Source organism: Paenarthrobacter sp. YJN-5, assembly GCF_015040095.1.
Classification (GTDB): Bacteria; Actinomycetota; Actinomycetes; order Actinomycetales; family Micrococcaceae; genus Arthrobacter; species Arthrobacter ureafaciens.
The window spans coordinates 563,306-579,811 of sequence record NZ_CP053544.1; the positions used below are offsets into that span (position 1 = coordinate 563,306).

The following is a 16,506-nucleotide window of genomic DNA, read 5'->3' on the forward strand; positions in this document are numbered from 1 at the left end:
GGCTTCATGGCCGCTGTGACGTAGGAGACGTTCCGGGCTCGTACCTCACCAGTTCCGTCCCTGACGCAACAAGCGCCCGCAATTCCGTCAACCCGCCGATCACCACGCCGGCGGCGCGGGCTTGGACCAGCACGTTGCCCAGGGCCGTGGCCTCAACCGGCCCGGCGACCACCGGCCTGCCCGTGGCATTCGCTGTCAGTTGGCAGAGCAGCCTGTTTTGCGATCCGCCACCCACCACGTGCACCACGCCGGCGGTACGGCCGGTGAGGCGTTCGGCGTCGTTGAGGGTCCGGGCGTAACCTGCGGCAAGGCTGTCCATGATGCAACGCACGACGGAGGCCGGACGGTCGGGGAGCACGTCACCGTTGTGCCGCACGGCTGAGCGGATGCGTTCTGGCATGTTGTCCGGTGCGGTGAAAGCGGGGTCTTCGGCATTGATCTGCGGTCCGCCAGGAGGCAGGGCGGCAGCCGCGTCCAGCAGTGCGGGGAGTGATTGGGCGAATCCCTGGGCTGCCCAGGTGCGCTGGCACTCGCTCAGTAGCCAGAGCCCGCCCACGTTGCGCAGGTACCTGATGGTCCCGTCGACTCCACGTTCGTTGGTGAAGTTCGCGGCCCGGCTTTCTTTGGAGAGCACGGGGTGCTTCAGCTCCAGGCCCACCAGGGACCACGTTCCGGAGGAGATATAGGCGAACTCTTCCTGCTCGACAGGGACTGCGGCAACAGCCGAGGCGGTGTCATGCGAGCCCACGGCAACCACGGGGGTACCGGAAGGCATGCCCAGCTGTGAGGCGATGTCCGGCCGCAGGGTTCCGTAAGATTCGCCCGGCTGGATCAGTGGCGGGAAGATGTCCCGCGGAAGCCCCAGTACATCCAGGAATTCCGTGGCCCATTCCTCCGTCACCGCATCAAACATCCCGGTGGTGGAGGCATTCGTTGCCTCGGTCCGACGCTGCCCGGTCAGCATGAAAGCGATCAGGTCCGGGATGAGCAGTGCCTGCACACCGTCGAGGTCCTGCTCGGTGGCTAGCTGGTAGATGGTGTTGAACTGCAGGAACTGCAGGCCGGTGGTGGCGTACTGCTGCTCCGGTGGGATGAGCGCGTGCACGCGCGCCACGGCGGAACGGCTTCGTTCGTCCCGGTAGCTGTACGGTGGGGCGATCAGTTTCCCGGAAGCGTCCACCAGCCCGTAGTCCACGGCCCAGGTGTCGATGCCGATGCTTTGAATCCGCTCACCGTTTCCGGCTGCCACAGTCGCGGCCGTGCGGAGGCCTCCAAGTACCTCAGCGAAGAGGGCGTCGAAATCCCAGCGGAGTCCGCCGTCGAGCTCCACCACTCCGTTGGGGAAACGGTGCACGGTCTCCAGCGTCGCGCCTGTGGAGGGGCAGACGCGGCCCAGCATGACGCGGCCGGAGGACGCGCCGATATCGACGGCGGCGAACACACCGGAGGTGGGCCGCCCGCCGTCGATATCGCCAAATGCAGTGCTCATCGGAGGAACGCTGCTGCGACGCCGGCGTCCACGGGAATGTGCAGGCCGGTGGTGTGGGAGAGTTCGTTGCTGGTGAGCACGGCTGCGGCGTTGGCCACGTGTTCGGGGAGGACTTCGCGCTTGAGGAGGGTGCGCTGGGCGTAGTACTCGCCCAGCTTTTCCTCGTCCACGCCGTAGACCGCTGCGCGTTTGGCGCCCCAGCCGCCGGCGAAGATGCCGGAGCCGCGGACCACGCCGTCGGGGTTGATGCCGTTGACGCGGATGCCGTGGTCGCCCAGCTCTGCAGCGAGGAGCCGGACCTGGTGGGCTTGGTCGGCTTTGGTGGCGGAGTAGGCGATGTTGTTGGGTCCGGCGAACACGGAGTTCTTGGAGGAGATGTAGATGATGTCTCCGCCCAGGCCCTGGTCAATCATGACCTTCGCTGCGGCCTTGGAGACGAGGAACGATCCCTTGGCCATGACGTTGTGCTGCAGGTCCCAGTCCTTCTCGGTGGTTTCGAGCAGCGGCTTGGAAATGGACAGGCCGGCGTTGTTGACCACCAGGTCCAGGCCACCGAAGGCGAGCACGGCTTCGGCGATGGCGGCGTTGATCTGGGCTTCGTTGGTCACGTCGGCCTGGACGCCGATGGCGACGTCGGGACCGCCCAGTTCCTCGGCGACGGCTTGGGCGTTCTCAAGGTTCAGGTCGGCAATCACTACGCACGCGCCGTCGGACGCCAATCGGGTGGCGATCGCCTTCCCGATGCCGGAAGCCGCGCCGGTGACCAGTGCGATGCGGGTCGCGTGGGACTTGGGCTTGGGCATCCGGGCGAGCTTGGCTTCCTCCAGTGCCCAGTACTCGATGCGGAACTTCTCGGATTCCTCGATCGGGGCGTAGCTGGAGATCGCCTCGGCGCCGCGCATGACGTTGATGGCGTTGAGATAGAACTCCCCGGCCACGCGGGCGGTCTGCTTGTCCTTACCGAAGGAGAACATACCCACCCCGGGGATGAGCACGATCGCCGGGTCCGCGCCGCGCAACGCAGGTGAATCAGCGACGGCGTGCCGGTCGTAGTACGCCTGGTAATCCTCGCGGTATTCAGCGTGCAGTTCCTTCAGGCGGGCCACGGACTCTTCGATGGACGCGTCCGCGGGCAGGTCCAGGATGAGGGGCTTGACCTTGGTCCGGAGGAAGTGGTCCGGGCAGGACGTGCCGAGTGCGCCGAGGCGTGGATGCTCGGTGGAGGCGAGGAAGTCAAGCACGACGGCGTCATCGCTGAAGTGCCCCAGCTGCGGTTTGTCCGTGGAGGCCAGGCCGCGGATCACGGGGGCCAGGGCCGCCGCCTTGGCGCGGCGCTCCTTCTCCGGCAGGGCGCCGTAGCCGGGGAGGGCGGGGCCGAATGGCTCGGTTTTGCCGTTCTCTCCGATGTACTTCTCGGCCTGGTCGAGGATCCAGAGGGAGTTCGCTTCGGCTTCTTCGCTGGTGGCGCCCCAGGCGGTGATGCCGTGGCCGCCCAGGATGGTGCCGACGGCCTGCGGGTTGGCTTCCTTGATCGCGGCGATGTCCAAACCGAGCTGGAAGCCGGGTCGGCGCCAGGGAACCCACACCACCTTGTCGCCGAAGATCTTCGACGTCAGCGCTTCACCGTCCACCGCCGTCGCAATGGCGATGCCCGAGTCCGGATGCAGGTGGTCAACGTGGGCTGCGTCCACGAGGCCGTGCATGGCGGTATCGATCGACGGTGCTGCGCCGCCCTTGCCGTGCAGGCAGTAATCGAACGCGGCCACCATCTCGTCTTCACGCTCGACGCCGGGGTAAACGGACTTGAGCGCCTGGAGCCGGTCGAGCCGAAGTACTGCGAGGTTTTCGGCCTTCAGGGTGCCCAGGTCGCCGCCGGAGCCCTTAACCCAGAGGAGTTCAACGTCCTGGCCGGTCACGGGGTCCTTCTCGAAACCCTTGGCCGAGGTGTTGCCGCCGGCGAAGTTGGTGTTCCGCTTGTCCGCGCCGAGGCGGTTGGAACGGGTGATCAGGTCTTCAACAGTCTTGTTCATGGCTACTTATGCGCCCCATCCGGCTTGCTGGCCGCCTGCGCGGTCCTCGTTGATCTTCTTCTGGTAGCCGCTGGCCTTGTAGGCAGCGATCGGGTCGGCGGGCAGGCCGCGGGATTCACGCCACTCGGCAAGGGCCGGACGGACATCGGTGTAGAAGGCATCGTTGAAGATGCTGTTGGCTGCCAGGACATCCCCGGCACGCTGCGCCTCGTTCAGCGCAGCGGTGTCCACCAGCAGGGCGCGGGCAGTCATTTCCTGCACGTTGAGCACCGAGCGGATCTGGCCCGGGATCTTCTCTTCCAGGTTGTGGCACTGGTCCAGCATCAACGCGACACCGGAATCCTTCCCGAAGCCGCCGCCACGGATGACCTCGTGCATGATGCGGAAGAGCTGGAACGGATCAGCCGCGCCCACAATGAGATCGTCATCGGCGTAGAAGCGGGAGTTGAAGTCGAACGAGCCCAGCTTGCCCAGGCGCAGGAGCTGCATCACGATGAACTCGATGTTGGTCCCCGGGGCGTGGTGGCCGGTGTCCAGGCACACGAACGCCTTCTCACCCAGGGCCAGGGTCTGCGCGTACGAGGTACCCCAGTCCGGAACATCGGTGTGGTAGAAAGCCGGTTCGAAGAACTTGTACTCCAACACCAGGCGCTGCTCATCACCCAGGGCGGCGTAGATTTCCTGAAGCGAGTCGGCCAAGCGGTCCTGACGGCCCCGCATGTCGTCCTGGCCAGGGTAGTTGGTGCCATCGGCCAGCCAGATCTTCAGATCCTTTGACCCGGTGGCGTGCATGATCTGGATGCACTCCAAGTGGTGCTCGATGGCCCTGCGGCGTACGGCCTCGTTGGACGAGGTCAGGGAGCCGAACTTGTACTCGTCATCCTGGAACGTATTGGAGTTGATGGTGCCCAGGCCAATCCCCAGGTCCTCTGCATACGAACGCAAAGCGGAGTAATCGTCCACCTTGTCCCACGGGATGTGCAGCGCAACAGTGGGCGCCAGGCCCGTAAGCTCGTGAACCTTGGCGGCGTCGGCGATCTTTTCCTGCACGGTGCGCGGGGTCCCCGGGGTGCCGAAGACCTTGAACCGGGTCCCCGAATTTCCGTAGGCCCAGGACGGCACTTCGATGGCCAGTTCTCCCAAGCGGCCCAGGGCCGATTCCGTGGTGTTCATGCTTCTTCCTTCTGGTGGGTGCTGTGACTGGCCGCAGCCAGTTGGTCTTCAAGGTTGAAAACTTCGTCGAGGATTTCGAATCCCTCATCCGGCGGTACGTCGCTGTTCGCGAAGAGGGTTGCCATGTCGGCTTGCCAACGGGCGTTGACCTCGGTGAGGGCCATGCGGGCCTGAGCGTCCGCGTAGTCCTCGCATTCCAGGTAGCCGATGAGCTGCCCGTCCGGAGCAAGGAACAGTGAGTAGTTGTTCCATCCGGCGTCCTTCAATGCGCGAAGCATCTCCGGCCAGACAGCTGCGTGCCGGCGCCTGTACTCATCCATCAGTTCGGGCTGAACTGAGGAGCGGAAACATACCCTCATCTGCGGTTCTCCGGGGTTACTCGGTTTTGAATCGTTTCATTTGTTACGATTCAAATTACCCTCGCAAGGAAGGGGGTGTCAAGGGCGTTCATATAGCCGGACAAGACGACGGGGGAGACCGGAAAGCATGTCCCAAACAGCCAGCATCAAAGATGTTGCCATCCACGCCAAGGTTGCCGTGGGCACCGTGTCCAACGTGCTGAATTACCCGGACCGGGTCTCGCAGCGGACCAAGGAGCGCGTTCTCAAATCCATTGCCGAGCTCGGATTCGTGCGCAATGACGCTGCACGCCAGTTGCGCGCCGGCCAGAGCCGAACCATCGGCTTGGTGGTCCTCGATGTCGGCAACCCCTTCTTCTCTTCAGTGGCCCGGGCCGCCGAAGATGCGGCCACCGCGCTCGGAAGCGTGGTCCTGGTGGGGGACAGTGGCCAAGACGCTGCCCGCGAAGCCCACTACATGGACCTCTTCCAGGAACAGCGCGTCCAAGGACTCCTGATCTCGCCCGTAGGGGATGTCACGGCCCGGATCGATACCTTGCGGGAACGCGGCGTGCCCACGGTGCTGGTGGATCAGCTCGCCGACAGCGATCGCTGCAGCTCAGTCTCCGTCGACGATGAGGAAGGCGGTTACCTGGCTGCCCGGCACCTGCTGGACATCGGCCGCCGTCGTCTGGCTTTTGTTGGTACCCCGTCCATTCGCCAGGTGGCCCACCGCCTCAAGGGCGCGCAGCGTGCGGTCGCCGAAGAATCCGATGCGTCCATGGAAGTACTGGATTCTGCCGGCCAAACCGTCCTTGCCGGGCGCCAAGTGGGCAACAGCCTGGTGGAGCGCTCGCCGGAGGAACGTCCCGAAGCCGTCTTCTGCTCCAACGACCTCCTCGCCCTAGGCGTCATGCAGTCACTGACCATGCTGCGAACGGTGAGAATCCCCGAAGACATCGCCTTGATCGGTTACGACGACATCGACTTCGCCGTCTCCGCCGTCGTGCCTTTGTCCTCCATCCGGCAGCCCACCGAGGCGCTGGGCCGGACCGCCGTCGAGCTTCTCGCCGAAGAGCAGGAGAGCGGCGGAACCAAGCACCGCGCCGTCGTCTTCACGCCCGAACTCGTGGTGCGCCAAAGTACCGCCGGCGCACCCAAGTAGGTCGCATTTGTGCGCGTTTTGAACGTTCAAAACGCGCACAAATGCGACCCAGTTGGGTTTACAGGGAGTAGATGCTCCAGGACGCGGAGTGGGTGGCGCCCGGTTCCAGGCGGATCAGGTCCGTGCCGCTGTTGAAGGCATCCGGCGGGCACGTCATGGGCTCCACGGCCAGTCCGATCCGGTTGGGCAGGGGAGCCGGCTTGTCCGCCGTGTGAATCTGCAGCCACGGGCAGCGTTCGTCCCAGGCCATTCCGACGCCGGTGCCCGCAGGGTCCCGTAGCGACAGGCGCGCCGACCCGCCGTCGAACGTTATCTCCGTGAACGCGTGGTCGATCTCGGTGGCGCCGATCGCGCGGGGCGAGCGGAAGTCGAACTCATGACCCTCCACCGATGCCAGCGCAACAGGGAGGAGCCGGTCCGGCGTCACCTCAAGGAACGTGGCTGCGGGGACTTCGAGGATCCATTCGTCCAGTGACGATGTGCCGGCCACCAGGTACGGATGCGGACACACGCCGTAGGGAGCTGCGGACTCCCCGATGTTCATGGCGCTGACCGTGCTGTGCAGCCCGTTTTCATCCAAGGCGTACTGGGCCGTGAGTTCCAACACGAAGGGGTAGCCGTCGGTTGGTCCCACCACGCACGTCAGGGTGACCGAACCGGCGTCGTGCTCCTTCGCAGCCCAGTCGAGCGGGAAGGCGAGGCCATGCAAAGAAGCGGCACGCTCGGGTTCATTGACGGGGAGCTGGTGGGTGACGCCGTCGAAGGTGTACTGGCCGTCTTCGATCCTGTTGGGCCACGGCGCGGCGATGATGCCCCGGTAATCGGGGATGGGGCCCCCTTCCGGGAACTGAACCACCAAGTCCCGGCCGCGGAACTGCAGCACCCGCAAGGCCGCAGCGTGTTCCGTCACGACGGCCTTGTAACCGCCGGCTTCAAGGGTGAATTCCGTGCTCACAGGCCGCCTGCCAGTTTGTAGTACGCCGCGTTCCAAGCGAGTTCCTTCTTGAACTGTCTGATGGTGGTGCTTTCGTCGATGGTGAGGAGTTCGGTATGGGCGATTTCGGCGAAGTCCTCGAACACGTCCATACCTACCTGCGTGGACAATACCGTGTGGTGCGCCGCTCCGGCGGTGAGCCACGCGGCGGCCGAGGTGGCGAAGTCCGGCTTGGGCTCCCACAGCGCGCGGGCAACCGGGAGGTTGGGCAGCGGCTGGTCAAGGTCGACGACGTCCACGGCGTTCGCGACCAGGCGGAACCGGTCGCGCATGTCGGACAGCGCAACGACGACGCCGGACGAGGCGTCGGTGTCGAACACCATCCGGACGGGGTCCTCCTTGCCGCCAATACCAAGCGGGTGGATCTCCACGCGCGGCTTTTTCGCGGTCAGGGACGGGCAGACTTCAAGCATGTGGGCGCCGAGGATCTTTTCGCTGCCCGGTTCCAGGTGGTAGGTGTAGTCCTCCATCAGCGAGGCACCGCCGGGAAGCCCGGATCCCATGACCTTTGCGGCGCGGACCAGGATGGCGGTCTTCCAGTCGCCCTCGGCCCCGAACCCGTAGCCGTCGGCCATGAGCCGTTGCACTGCCATGCCGGGGAGTTGGCGGAGTTCGCCCAGGTCCTCGAACGATGTGGTGAACGCGGCCGAGCCGTTGGCCTCAAGGAAGCTTCGGAGGCCCAGCTCGATCCGGGCGCTGTAGCGGAGGGACTCGTGGCGGGCGCCACCGGCTTTCAGCTCGTCAGCCACCTCGTAAAGGTGCTCGTACTCGGCAACCAGGGCGTCGACGTCGGACTCTTCCGCGGCGTGGACAGCGTCGGCGAGTTCGTTGACGGACCAGGTGTTGACCGAGACGCCGAAGCGGAGTTCGGCCTCGGTCTTGTCGCCTTCAGTGACGGCGACGTTGCGCATGTTGTCGCCGAACCGCGTCAGCTTCAGGTTCCGGACCGCCGCCCAACCGGCGGAGGCCCGCTGCCACGCGGCCACCTGGCGCGCCACCTCAGGGTTGGAGACATGCCCGACGACGGTCTTCCGCGGCACGCCGAGGCGGGACTGGATGTACCCGAATTCGCGGTCGCCGTGGGCTGCCTGGTTGAGGTTCATGAAGTCGAAATCGATGTCCGCCCATGGCAGGTCCCGATTGGCCTGGGTGTGCAGGTGCAGGAGCGGTTTGCGGAGGGCGTCCAGGCCCTGGATCCACATTTTGGCCGGGCTGAACGTGTGCATCCACGCGGTCACACCGATCACGGAGTCGTCCGAGTTGGCTTCAAGGGCTGTCCGGCGGATGGCGTCCGAGTCGGTGAGGACGGGCTTCCACACGAGCTTGACCGGAACGTTGGCATTCAGGGCGTCGGCAATGTCGCGGGACTGGGCTGCGACCTGTTTGAGGACGTCCTCCCCGTAGAGGTGCTGGCTGCCCGTGAGGAACCAGACTTCGTACTGGTCGAGGGAGGTGCTGTGGGGCGAAGTGCTGTGGGGCATGGGGTTCTCCTGAAGTTTGGGGTGGGCCTGGTTCAGCGCCCGTAGACGTTCTGGTAGCGGTCGAAGAGTGCAGCGATCCGGGTTTCATCAATCGGCAGCGGCTCGCCAAGTTGGCGCGAAACGTGGACGGTCTTGGCAACTTCCTCGCACATCACGGCTGCCTTCACCGCCGCGCGGGCGTCCTTGCCGATGGTGAAAGGCCCGTGGTTCTGCATCAGCACCGCGGGGGAGTTCGAATTCTTGAGCGTCTCCACGATTCCCTTGCCAATGGAGTCGTCACCGATCAGCGCAAACGGCCCCACGGGAATCGGGCCGCCGAATTCGTCCCCCATCATGGTCAGCACGCAGGGGATGTCCTCTCCGCGGGCAGCCCACGCTGTGGCGTAGGTGGAATGTGTGTGGACCACCCCGCCCACCTCGGGCATGTTCCGGTACACGTAAGCATGTGCGGCGGTATCGGAGGACGGCGATAGGGCCGGATTGTGCCAGGTGATCGTTTCACCGGTGCCGGTGGTGATGCTGTTGACCGGCACGCCATGGAGGTCGGTGACCACCATCTGTTCAGGGGTGAGGTCGTCATAGGAAACGCCGGACGGTTTAATGACCATGAGCTCGTGGCCGGGGATCCTGCCGGAGACGTTGCCGGCCGTCCACACCACCAGCTGGTATCGGGTCAGTTCGGTGTGCAGCCCGCAGACTTCCTGCCGGACTGCGGCGATGGTGTCCTGGAGGGAGCTCATGCGGTGGCACCTTCCAGTGCTTGGCTTGCTTGGGACGCGGCGTTCGACGGCGGTGCGTCGCCGGCCATCGCTGTTGCTCCGCCCTTGGATGCGGCTTTCCGCTGGATGGCCTTGAGCCGATGCATCACGTCATTGGTGCCGCGACCGAAGTAGTCGTGGAGGGTCCGGTACTCGTTGAACAGTGCCTGGTAGGCCGCGACGTTTTCGGGGATGGGCGTGTACACGGCACCCGGGGCTGCAGCCATGGCCGCGGCGGCTTCACGGATGTCCTTGTACTTGCCCGCAGCCACTGCCGCGTGGATGGCCGAGCCCAGCGCCGGGCCTTGTTCTGAACCGATCGTGGAAAGCTGCAGTCCGGTGACGTCGGCGTAGATCTGCATGAGGAGTTTGTTCTTGAGGAGCCCGCCTGCCACGATGAACTCCTTCACTGGAACGCCGGAGTCACGGAAGGCGTCCACGATCGTCCGGGTGCCGAATGCCGTGGCCTCGAGCAGAGCCCGGTAGGTGTCCTCCGGTTTGGTAGCCAACGTTTGGCCCACAACAACGCCGGACAGTTCGTGGTCCACCAGCACCGAGCGGTTACCGGAGTGCCAGTCCAACGCAATCAGGCCGTGCTGGCCGATTTCCTGCTTCTCCGCGAGTTCGGTCAAGTACTCGTGGACGCTGACGCCTTGAGCCGAGGCAGCTTGGTGGTATTCCGGTGGAACGCCGTTCTTGGTGAACCAGCCGAAGATGTCCCCCACACCGGACTGCCCGGCTTCGTAACCCCACAGCCCGTCCACGATTCCGCCGTCGACCACTCCGCACATGCCGGGGACTTCACGCAAGGTGTCCCCGTTCATGACGTGGCACGTCGACGTGCCCATGATGGCCACCAACTGGCCAGGTTCGACCGCGTTCGCCGCGGGGGCGCAGACATGGGCATCCACATTGCCAACAGCCACGGCGATCCCGGCGGGCAATCCGGTCCAGGCTGCAGCTTCCTCCGTCAGGGTTCCCGCCGCTTCGCCGAGGCGCCCGATCCGGTGTTCCAGCTTCGCTGACACAAAGTCCCCGAACTGCGGGTTGAGTGCCGTGAGGAAGTCTTCGGACGGGTATTGCCCGTCCTGGAGGATGCCCTTGTACCCGGCGGTGCAGGCGTTCCGAACGTAGGTGCCGCACAGCTGCCAGACGATCCAATCCGCAGCCTCCACAAAGTGGTCCATTTCGGCGTAGAGTTCCGGATCTTCTTCCAGCAGTTGCAGGCCTTTGGCGAACTCCCATTCGGAGGAAATCAGCCCGCCGTACCGCGGAAGCCATGCTTCCGCCCGCTCTTCCGCAAGCTGGTTAATGCGGTCCGCCTGGGGCTGCGCGGCATGGTGACGCCAAAGCTTGACGTAGGCGTGCGGCCGGTTCGCGAAGCGGTCCAGTTCGTTCAGCGGAGTGCCGTCCGCCGTCGTCGGGACCATGGTGCAGGCCGTGAAGTCAGTGGCGATGCCCACTACGTTCTTCGGATCGATGCCGGCATCGGCGACGGCGGCAGGTACTGCGTTGCGCAGGACGTCGCGGTAGTCGTTGGGCACCTGGAGGGCCCAATCGGCGGGGAGGCGCTCGCCGGTAGCGGGGAGTACCTCGGACACCACGGCGTGCGGATACTCGAAGACGCCGCTGCCGAGTTCCAGCCCGTCCGAGACGCGGACTACTACCGCGCGTCCGGACAGCGTCCCGAAATCGACGCCGATGACGTACTGCTGATCCAGGGGTGAGTTTTCTGCGGGATTCATGGGATTCTCCATCCGGCTGGCCAAGGCCTCGTTGCCGGGGTCGGGTGAAGTGGGATGAGGGAGGGGCGGACAAGAGGTCTGTTTGCAATTGTTAGCGCTAACAACAAGCAAGTCAAGACCCCACCGACCACCGCCCCCATCTAGGTCGCAGCAGTGCGCGTTTTCACGGCTCAAAACGCGCAGTGCTGCGACTCAGTTGGGAGGGGGAGGGGCGGACGTCGTGTTGCGCACCACCAGGCGGGGCCGGACCGTGACCGGGGCGCCGGGATGGCCCGTCTCCAACCGGTCTAGGAGCAGCGAGATGCAACGCTGGCCGAGTTCTTCGAAGTCCTGCGCCACGGTGGTCAGTGGCGGGATGAAATAGGCGGCCTCGGGCTGGTCGTCAAAGCCCACCACGCTGATGTCCTCCGGTACCCGCACTCCGGCTTCGTGGAAAGCGCGCAGCACGCCCAGGGCCATTTGGTCGTTGGCGACGAAGAGGGCGGTGACGGAGCGTTCCGCACCGATTGCGAGGCCTTGCCGGTAGCCGCATTCGGCTGTCCAGTCGCCCTCGATCAACGGTGCAGGGTCCAGTCCGGCTGCGGCTAGCGCGTCACGCCAACCCTCGATGCGGGCCGCCGCATCAATCCAACCGGCAGGCCCGGAGAGGTGGCCGATTTTCCGGTGTCCGAGGTTCACGAGGTGTTCCACCACCAGGCGGGCGCCTTCCTGCTGATCCACCGCAGCTCCTGTGAGCTGTTCATCGCCTGCTGCTCCCACGGCCACCAAAGGGACCTGCGTGGTGATGTCCTTGAGGACATCGAATGTTCCGGGATGGGGAACGGTGACTACGATGCCGTCCACGCCTTGGTCCATGAAGTGGGCTACGGCGTCCTTGATGGACTCCGGGGTCACGTCCCGCAGCCCGGCGACACTGACGAAGTAGCCCGCATCCCTTGCCGCTTGCTGGAGGCCGAGCAGTGTGTGCGACGGCCCGTACTGGGCAAGCTCGCTGCCCAACACCCCAATGGTTTGGGACCGGCGTGTCACCAAGCTGCGGGCAGCGGTGTTCCGCCGGTACCCGAGCTCGGTGATCGCCTGCTCGACGCGCTCTTTGGTTTTTGCGCTGACGTTCGGGTGGTTGTTAAGGACCCGGGAAACTGTTTGGTGGGAAACGCCGGCCACGCGGGCGACGTCTTCCATGACCGGAGGCCGACTGGGGGCGGATTGTTCGGGGCTCACCCTGTCACGATAGAGCACCGGCAACGCCGATCAGTGGTTGGCTGCCTTCGCGGCGTAATGACGGTACCTGGCCAGGAACTCCGGGTCCGGGGAACCGGCGGCGACGTTGGTTCCCTCCATGTGCCAGTCCGGAAGCGATCCGGTGAGGACTCCGGCGGCCTGACGTGCTGCGCCGTCGGCGACGTACTCTCCCGGTGCCGGCACGGACAACGGCAGCCCGAACGCCGCGGCGGCCACCTGCTGCACGGCCTCGGATTGCGCGCCTCCGCCCACCAGGATGATCCGCCGGGCGGCCACGCCTTGCGCCTGAAGCGCGGCAAGGCCGTCCGCCAGCGAACACAGGACACCCTCGACGGCGGCGCGCGCCAGGTTCGCGGGCGTGTAGTTGGACACCGTAAGCCCATGGAGGGAGCCGGTGGCATGGGGAAGGTTCGGAGTGCGTTCACCCTGGAAATAAGGAATGAGCGTCAGGCCGCCGGCACCCTCCGGAGCGGACATTGCCAGCCGGCCCAGTTCGGCAAGGTCGACCCCGAGCAACGATGCGGTGGCATCGAAGATCCTGGTGGCGTTGAGGGTGCAGGCGAGGGGGAGGTAGTTGCCTGTGGCGTCGGCGAACCCCGCCACCAGGCCGCTGGCGTCCTTGGCCGGAACATCGGATACGGCAAAGACTGTCCCGGAGGTGCCGATCGACACCACGACATCTCCGACGGCGGCGCTGACGCCGAGTCCCGCTGCGGCGTTGTCCCCGGCGCCGGGTCCGATGAGGGCGCCGGCGGGAGTCTTGCCGCCCGCTTCCAGTGGTCCAAGGACTACGGGCAGCAGGGGCACATGACCCAGCGTGTTCTCAAGGACCTGCGGCAGGTATTCATTGCGTTCGGTGGAGAAGTAGCCTGTCCCGGAAGCATCGGAGCGGTCTGTGCGGAGCAGGCGCAGCGACTCGGGGCCCGATCCCGGACCGTGGCCGGCAAGCCGCCACGACAACCAGTCATGCGGCAGGCAAACCGCAGCGGTGCGTCGGGCGTTTTCCGGCTCGTTGCATGCAAGCCAGCGCAGCTTGGTGGCTGTCAGGGATGCTACCGGGACAGTACCGGTGAGCGCGGCCCACTGCGCTGCGCCGCCAGCCGGATCTCCTTCGCCTGCTTCCATAACCATGGCTTCGGCGTCGGGAGCGGAGCGCGTGTCATTCCACAGAAGTGCCGGCCGCACCACCTCGCCGGACTCGTCGAGGCACACCATGCCGTGTTGCTGGCCGCCTACGGAAACGGCGTCGACGTCGTCCAATCCGCCCGCTTGGGCGATGGCTTCCTGTAGCGCGTTCCACCAATGGTCGGGGTGGACTTCGGTGCCTTCCGGGTGGGCTGCGCGGCCCTGGCGCACCAGGGCGCCGGTTGCTGCGTCCCTGATGACCACCTTGCAGGACTGTGTGGAACTGTCGATCCCGGCGACGAGGGGCATGGCTCTCTTATCTTTCGTGTAAACGGATCGGGTGCGGTGGCCGGTCCGGGTCAAAGCCGGATCGGCCACCGCAACTTCACGATGGAATGAATCAGCGGGCGCCGAGGAGGTGCTCGATGGCCAACTGGTTCAGCCTGATGAAGGCGAAGGAGCGCTCCGCGGCCTTGTTGGCGTCGAACGACTCGAAGGCTGATGCGTCAGCCAGGAGGTCCGCGGTGGTCTCGCCGGCGGCCAGGGTGGATTCGCCGAGTTCGAAAACGCCGGAGGTTGCGAGTGCTTCCTGGACTTCGGGGTCCGCGCGGAAGGCAACGGCACGTTCCTTGAGGAGCAGGTACATGGCCATGTTGGACTTGGCCGACTCCCAGACGCCGTCGTAACCGTCGGTGCGTGAGGGCTTGTAGTCGAAGTGGCGCGGACCGTCGTACTTGGGTCCGCCGTTCGGGAAGCCGTTCTCCAGGAGGTCGACGGTGAAGAAGGCGCTGGTGAGGTCGCCGTGGCCGAACACCAGGTCCTGGTCGTACTTGATGCCGCGCTGGCCGTTGAGATCAATGTGGAAGAGCTTGCCGGCCCACAGTGCCTGGGCGATTCCGTGGGTGAAGTTCAGGCCCGCCATTTGTTCGTGGCCGGTCTCCGGGTTGAGGCCGACAATGTCGCCGTGTTCCAGCTGGGCGATGAATGCCAGGGCGTGGCCTACGGTCGGGAGGAAAATGTCGCCCCGGGGCTCGTTCGGCTTGGGCTCCAGCGCGATGCGCAGGCCATAGCCCTTTTCCTTGATGTAGCCCGCGGCGGTGTTGACGCCTTCCTTCATGCGGTCCAGTGCTGCGGAGAGGTCCTTGGAGCCGTCGTACTCGCTGCCTTCGCGGCCGCCCCACATGACGAACGTTTCTGCGCCGAGCTCAGCGGCCAGATCGATGTTCCGCAGGACCTTGCTCAGGGCGTAGCGGCGGATGGAGCGGTCGTTGGACGTGAAGCCGCCGTCCTTGAAGACCGGGTGGCTGAACAGGTTGGTGGTGACCATGGGCACCTTGAGGCCCGTTTCTGCGAGGGCGCCCTTGAAGTTCTTGAGGATGAGGTCGCGTTCGGACCCGGTGGCGTCGAACGGGACCAGATCGTTGTCATGGAACGTAATGCCATAGGCGCCAAGCTCACTCAGCTTGTGGACGGCTTCCACCGGGTCCAGCGCCTCGCGGGTGGGAACACCGAAGGGATCATTGCCGGTCCAGCCAACAGTCCAGAGGCCAAAGGTGAAACGGTCCTGGGGTGTGGGTTGCGGGGACATTCTTGCTCCTTTGCAATGCGTGGACGGAGGCACCTGAGAAAAGCACTCCAATTAGTTTTCAATCTGAACTATATGGGTGATGATGGATCATGGTCAATGGAATCCGACAAGAAACTTTCAAGCCGCGAGGAAGTCCCATGCCAGTGAATGAGAACGCCGCGCCCGGGCGGGTGGGTGACGTCCGCCGTCGTAATCTTTCACTGGTCCTGGACTCCATAGCCCGGACGGGAGACGCCAAGCCAAGCCGGGCGCAGCTGGCTGCGGCAACCGGCCTCACCAAGGCGGCCGTGTCCAGCCTGGTTGCGGAGTTGGTGGAATCCGGGCTCGTTTCCGAGGTGGGCCTCTACAGGGACGGCGAACGCGGCCGGCCAGGCCAGGGCCTGGAGCTCAGCCCCAGGCGGGGCGTGGTGGGCATGGAAATCAACGTGGATTACCTCGCGGTGGGGCTGGTGGACCTCGGGGGAAACCTCCGCTTCACCACCACTGTGGAGTCGCATCACCGCGGTCTTAAACCCGGCGAGGTCATGGCCAAGCTTGCAGAACTTGCCGGCGAGGCGAAGGACGCTGCGGCCGCGGAGGACATAGCCATCCTGGGTGGCGGGCTTGCCGTTCCGGGCCTCGTGGATGAGGCCCGAAGTGTTGTCCTGTCCGCTCCCAACCTCCATTGGGAGCATGAACAATTGAACGTGGACGCGCTGCTGGGTGATGTGCCGCTGGGTGTCCGGTTGTCCAATGAGGCCAACAGCGCTGCCTTGGGCGAGCTTTGGTACGGAGCAGGCCAGCCCGATTTCCTCTACGTCTCCGGCGAAGTAGGCGTAGGCGGCGGCGTCATCATCGGCTCCGAGCTTTACACGGGCCCCGGCGGTTCGGCCGGGGAGCTCGGCCATATTGTGGTGCACCCGGAGGGGTCCGGATGTTCCTGCGGCGGCGTGGGATGCCTGGAAACTTTCGCGGGCCAGGAGGCTGTGTTCGAGGCTGCCGGGATTGCCCCCGGTCCACTCTCCGGACGGACGGCAGCTTTGCTGGCCGCCTTGGCGGACAAGGAGCCGCGCGCCGTCAAAGCAGTGGACGACGCCGGAAAGTACTTGGGCGTCGCGCTCGCCTCATCAGCCCGGTTGATGGATATTGAAGCCGTGGTCCTGGGCGGTCACTTCGCCGAACTCGCCGAGTGGCTGCGTCCCGCGGTGTTGGCCAGCGTGGAGCGCCACGCCCCGGGCCTGGTGCGCCCCGAAGGCCTCAAGGTGTCCGGACTCAAGCACGCCGGTACCTTGCTTGGCGCTGCCGGGCAGGTGATCCGCTCCGTCATCGCGTCGCCGCTGGGCCTGGTGGTGACGGACCGCACCGCCGCGGGCGGACTGTGAAAGCCGGCCCGTGGGCG

At 65.3% G+C, this 16,506-nt stretch carries 13 protein-coding genes; 2 read left to right on the plus strand and 11 right to left on the minus strand.

Annotated elements, in window-relative coordinates; translation table 11 throughout:
• Positions 1-4 precede the first annotated feature (4 nt).
• The 4 genes from HMI59_RS02645 to HMI59_RS02660 are packed head-to-tail and all read right to left on the minus strand — an operon-like array spanning position 5 to position 5,051.
• Positions 5-1,489, minus strand: a complete 1,485-nt coding sequence (locus HMI59_RS02645) for a rhamnulokinase family protein (protein ID WP_193592709.1) — start codon at positions 1,487-1,489, stop codon at positions 5-7.
• A complete protein-coding gene (locus HMI59_RS02650) occupies positions 1,486-3,519 on the minus strand; it encodes a bifunctional aldolase/short-chain dehydrogenase (RefSeq protein WP_193592710.1) in 2,034 nt (677 codons plus the stop codon). The genes HMI59_RS02645 and HMI59_RS02650 overlap by 4 nt, the downstream gene beginning before the upstream one ends.
• 6 nt (positions 3,520-3,525) lie before the next feature.
• Positions 3,526-4,692: an L-rhamnose isomerase gene (rhaI, locus tag HMI59_RS02655; protein WP_021474159.1), complete on the minus strand. Its 1,167-nt coding sequence runs from the start codon at positions 4,690-4,692 to the stop codon at positions 3,526-3,528.
• Entirely contained in the window at positions 4,689-5,051 is a 363-nt protein-coding gene (locus tag HMI59_RS02660) for an L-rhamnose mutarotase (RefSeq protein WP_062098277.1), read from the minus strand. The genes rhaI and HMI59_RS02660 overlap by 4 nt, the downstream gene beginning before the upstream one ends.
• A gap of 127 nt (positions 5,052-5,178) precedes the next feature.
• Here HMI59_RS02660 and HMI59_RS02665 point away from each other — a divergent pair, with 127 nt between their 5' ends.
• Complete coding sequence (locus HMI59_RS02665; protein WP_193592711.1) at positions 5,179-6,195, plus strand: LacI family DNA-binding transcriptional regulator; 1,017 nt, start codon at positions 5,179-5,181, stop codon at positions 6,193-6,195.
• A 58-nt stretch (positions 6,196-6,253) separates the two neighbouring features.
• Here the strand turns inward: HMI59_RS02665 and HMI59_RS02670 are convergent, their stop codons facing one another.
• From HMI59_RS02670 to xylA, 7 genes are all read right to left on the minus strand, one after another.
• On the minus strand, positions 6,254-7,150 hold the full coding sequence (locus HMI59_RS02670; RefSeq protein WP_193592712.1) for an aldose 1-epimerase family protein: 897 nt from the start codon (positions 7,148-7,150) through the stop codon (positions 6,254-6,256).
• Positions 7,147-8,670 (minus strand): L-arabinose isomerase, encoded by a 1,524-nt coding sequence (gene araA / locus HMI59_RS02675; RefSeq protein WP_193592713.1) that lies wholly within the window; start codon positions 8,668-8,670, stop codon positions 7,147-7,149. The genes HMI59_RS02670 and araA overlap by 4 nt, the downstream gene beginning before the upstream one ends.
• A 32-nt stretch (positions 8,671-8,702) precedes the next feature.
• Positions 8,703-9,410 (minus strand): L-ribulose-5-phosphate 4-epimerase, encoded by a 708-nt coding sequence (locus tag HMI59_RS02680; RefSeq protein ID WP_166187614.1) that lies wholly within the window; start codon positions 9,408-9,410, stop codon positions 8,703-8,705.
• Positions 9,407-11,173 carry a ribulokinase gene (araB, locus tag HMI59_RS02685; protein ID WP_193592714.1) on the minus strand — a complete coding sequence of 589 codons (1,767 nt, stop codon included), beginning with the start codon at positions 11,171-11,173 and terminating at the stop codon, positions 9,407-9,409. Before araB ends, HMI59_RS02680 begins: the two co-directional genes overlap by 4 nt.
• 192 nt (positions 11,174-11,365) lie before the next feature.
• Positions 11,366-12,355: a LacI family DNA-binding transcriptional regulator gene (locus HMI59_RS02690; RefSeq protein ID WP_193593650.1), complete on the minus strand. Its 990-nt coding sequence runs from the start codon at positions 12,353-12,355 to the stop codon at positions 11,366-11,368.
• 69 nt (positions 12,356-12,424) lie between these two features.
• Entirely contained in the window at positions 12,425-13,849 is a 1,425-nt protein-coding gene (locus HMI59_RS02695; RefSeq protein WP_193592715.1) for a xylulokinase, read from the minus strand.
• A 91-nt stretch (positions 13,850-13,940) separates the two neighbouring features.
• Entirely contained in the window at positions 13,941-15,128 is a 1,188-nt protein-coding gene (gene xylA, locus HMI59_RS02700) for a xylose isomerase (protein WP_193592716.1), read from the minus strand.
• Between the two features lie 137 nt (positions 15,129-15,265).
• On the opposite strand from xylA, the gene HMI59_RS02705 reads away from it, so the two are divergent.
• Complete coding sequence (locus HMI59_RS02705) at positions 15,266-16,489, plus strand: ROK family transcriptional regulator (protein WP_193592717.1); 1,224 nt, start codon at positions 15,266-15,268, stop codon at positions 16,487-16,489.
• Positions 16,490-16,506: the final 17 nt, after the last annotated feature.

Excerpts from the sequence above, each read along its gene's own strand:
- HMI59_RS02645 (WP_193592709.1), bottom strand. The coding sequence starts at position 1,489 with ATGAGCACTGCATTTGGCGATATCGACGGCGGGCGGCCCACCTCCGGT.
- HMI59_RS02705 (WP_193592717.1), top strand. The coding sequence starts at position 15,266 with ATGCCAGTGAATGAGAACGCCGCGCCCGGGCGGGTGGGTGACGTCCGC.
- xylA (WP_193592716.1), bottom strand. The coding sequence starts at position 15,128 with ATGTCCCCGCAACCCACACCCCAGGACCGTTTCACCTTTGGCCTCTGG.
- araA (WP_193592713.1), bottom strand. The coding sequence starts at position 8,670 with ATGCCCCACAGCACTTCGCCCCACAGCACCTCCCTCGACCAGTACGAA.
- HMI59_RS02665 (WP_193592711.1), top strand. The coding sequence starts at position 5,179 with ATGTCCCAAACAGCCAGCATCAAAGATGTTGCCATCCACGCCAAGGTT.
- HMI59_RS02680 (WP_166187614.1), bottom strand. The coding sequence starts at position 9,410 with ATGAGCTCCCTCCAGGACACCATCGCCGCAGTCCGGCAGGAAGTCTGC.
- araB (WP_193592714.1), bottom strand. The coding sequence starts at position 11,173 with ATGAATCCCGCAGAAAACTCACCCCTGGATCAGCAGTACGTCATCGGC.
- HMI59_RS02695 (WP_193592715.1), bottom strand. The coding sequence starts at position 13,849 with ATGCCCCTCGTCGCCGGGATCGACAGTTCCACACAGTCCTGCAAGGTG.
- rhaI (WP_021474159.1), bottom strand. The coding sequence starts at position 4,692 with ATGAACACCACGGAATCGGCCCTGGGCCGCTTGGGAGAACTGGCCATC.
- HMI59_RS02660 (WP_062098277.1), bottom strand. The coding sequence starts at position 5,051 with ATGAGGGTATGTTTCCGCTCCTCAGTTCAGCCCGAACTGATGGATGAG.
- HMI59_RS02650 (WP_193592710.1), bottom strand. The coding sequence starts at position 3,519 with ATGAACAAGACTGTTGAAGACCTGATCACCCGTTCCAACCGCCTCGGC.
- HMI59_RS02690 (WP_193593650.1), bottom strand. The coding sequence starts at position 12,355 with ATGGAAGACGTCGCCCGCGTGGCCGGCGTTTCCCACCAAACAGTTTCC.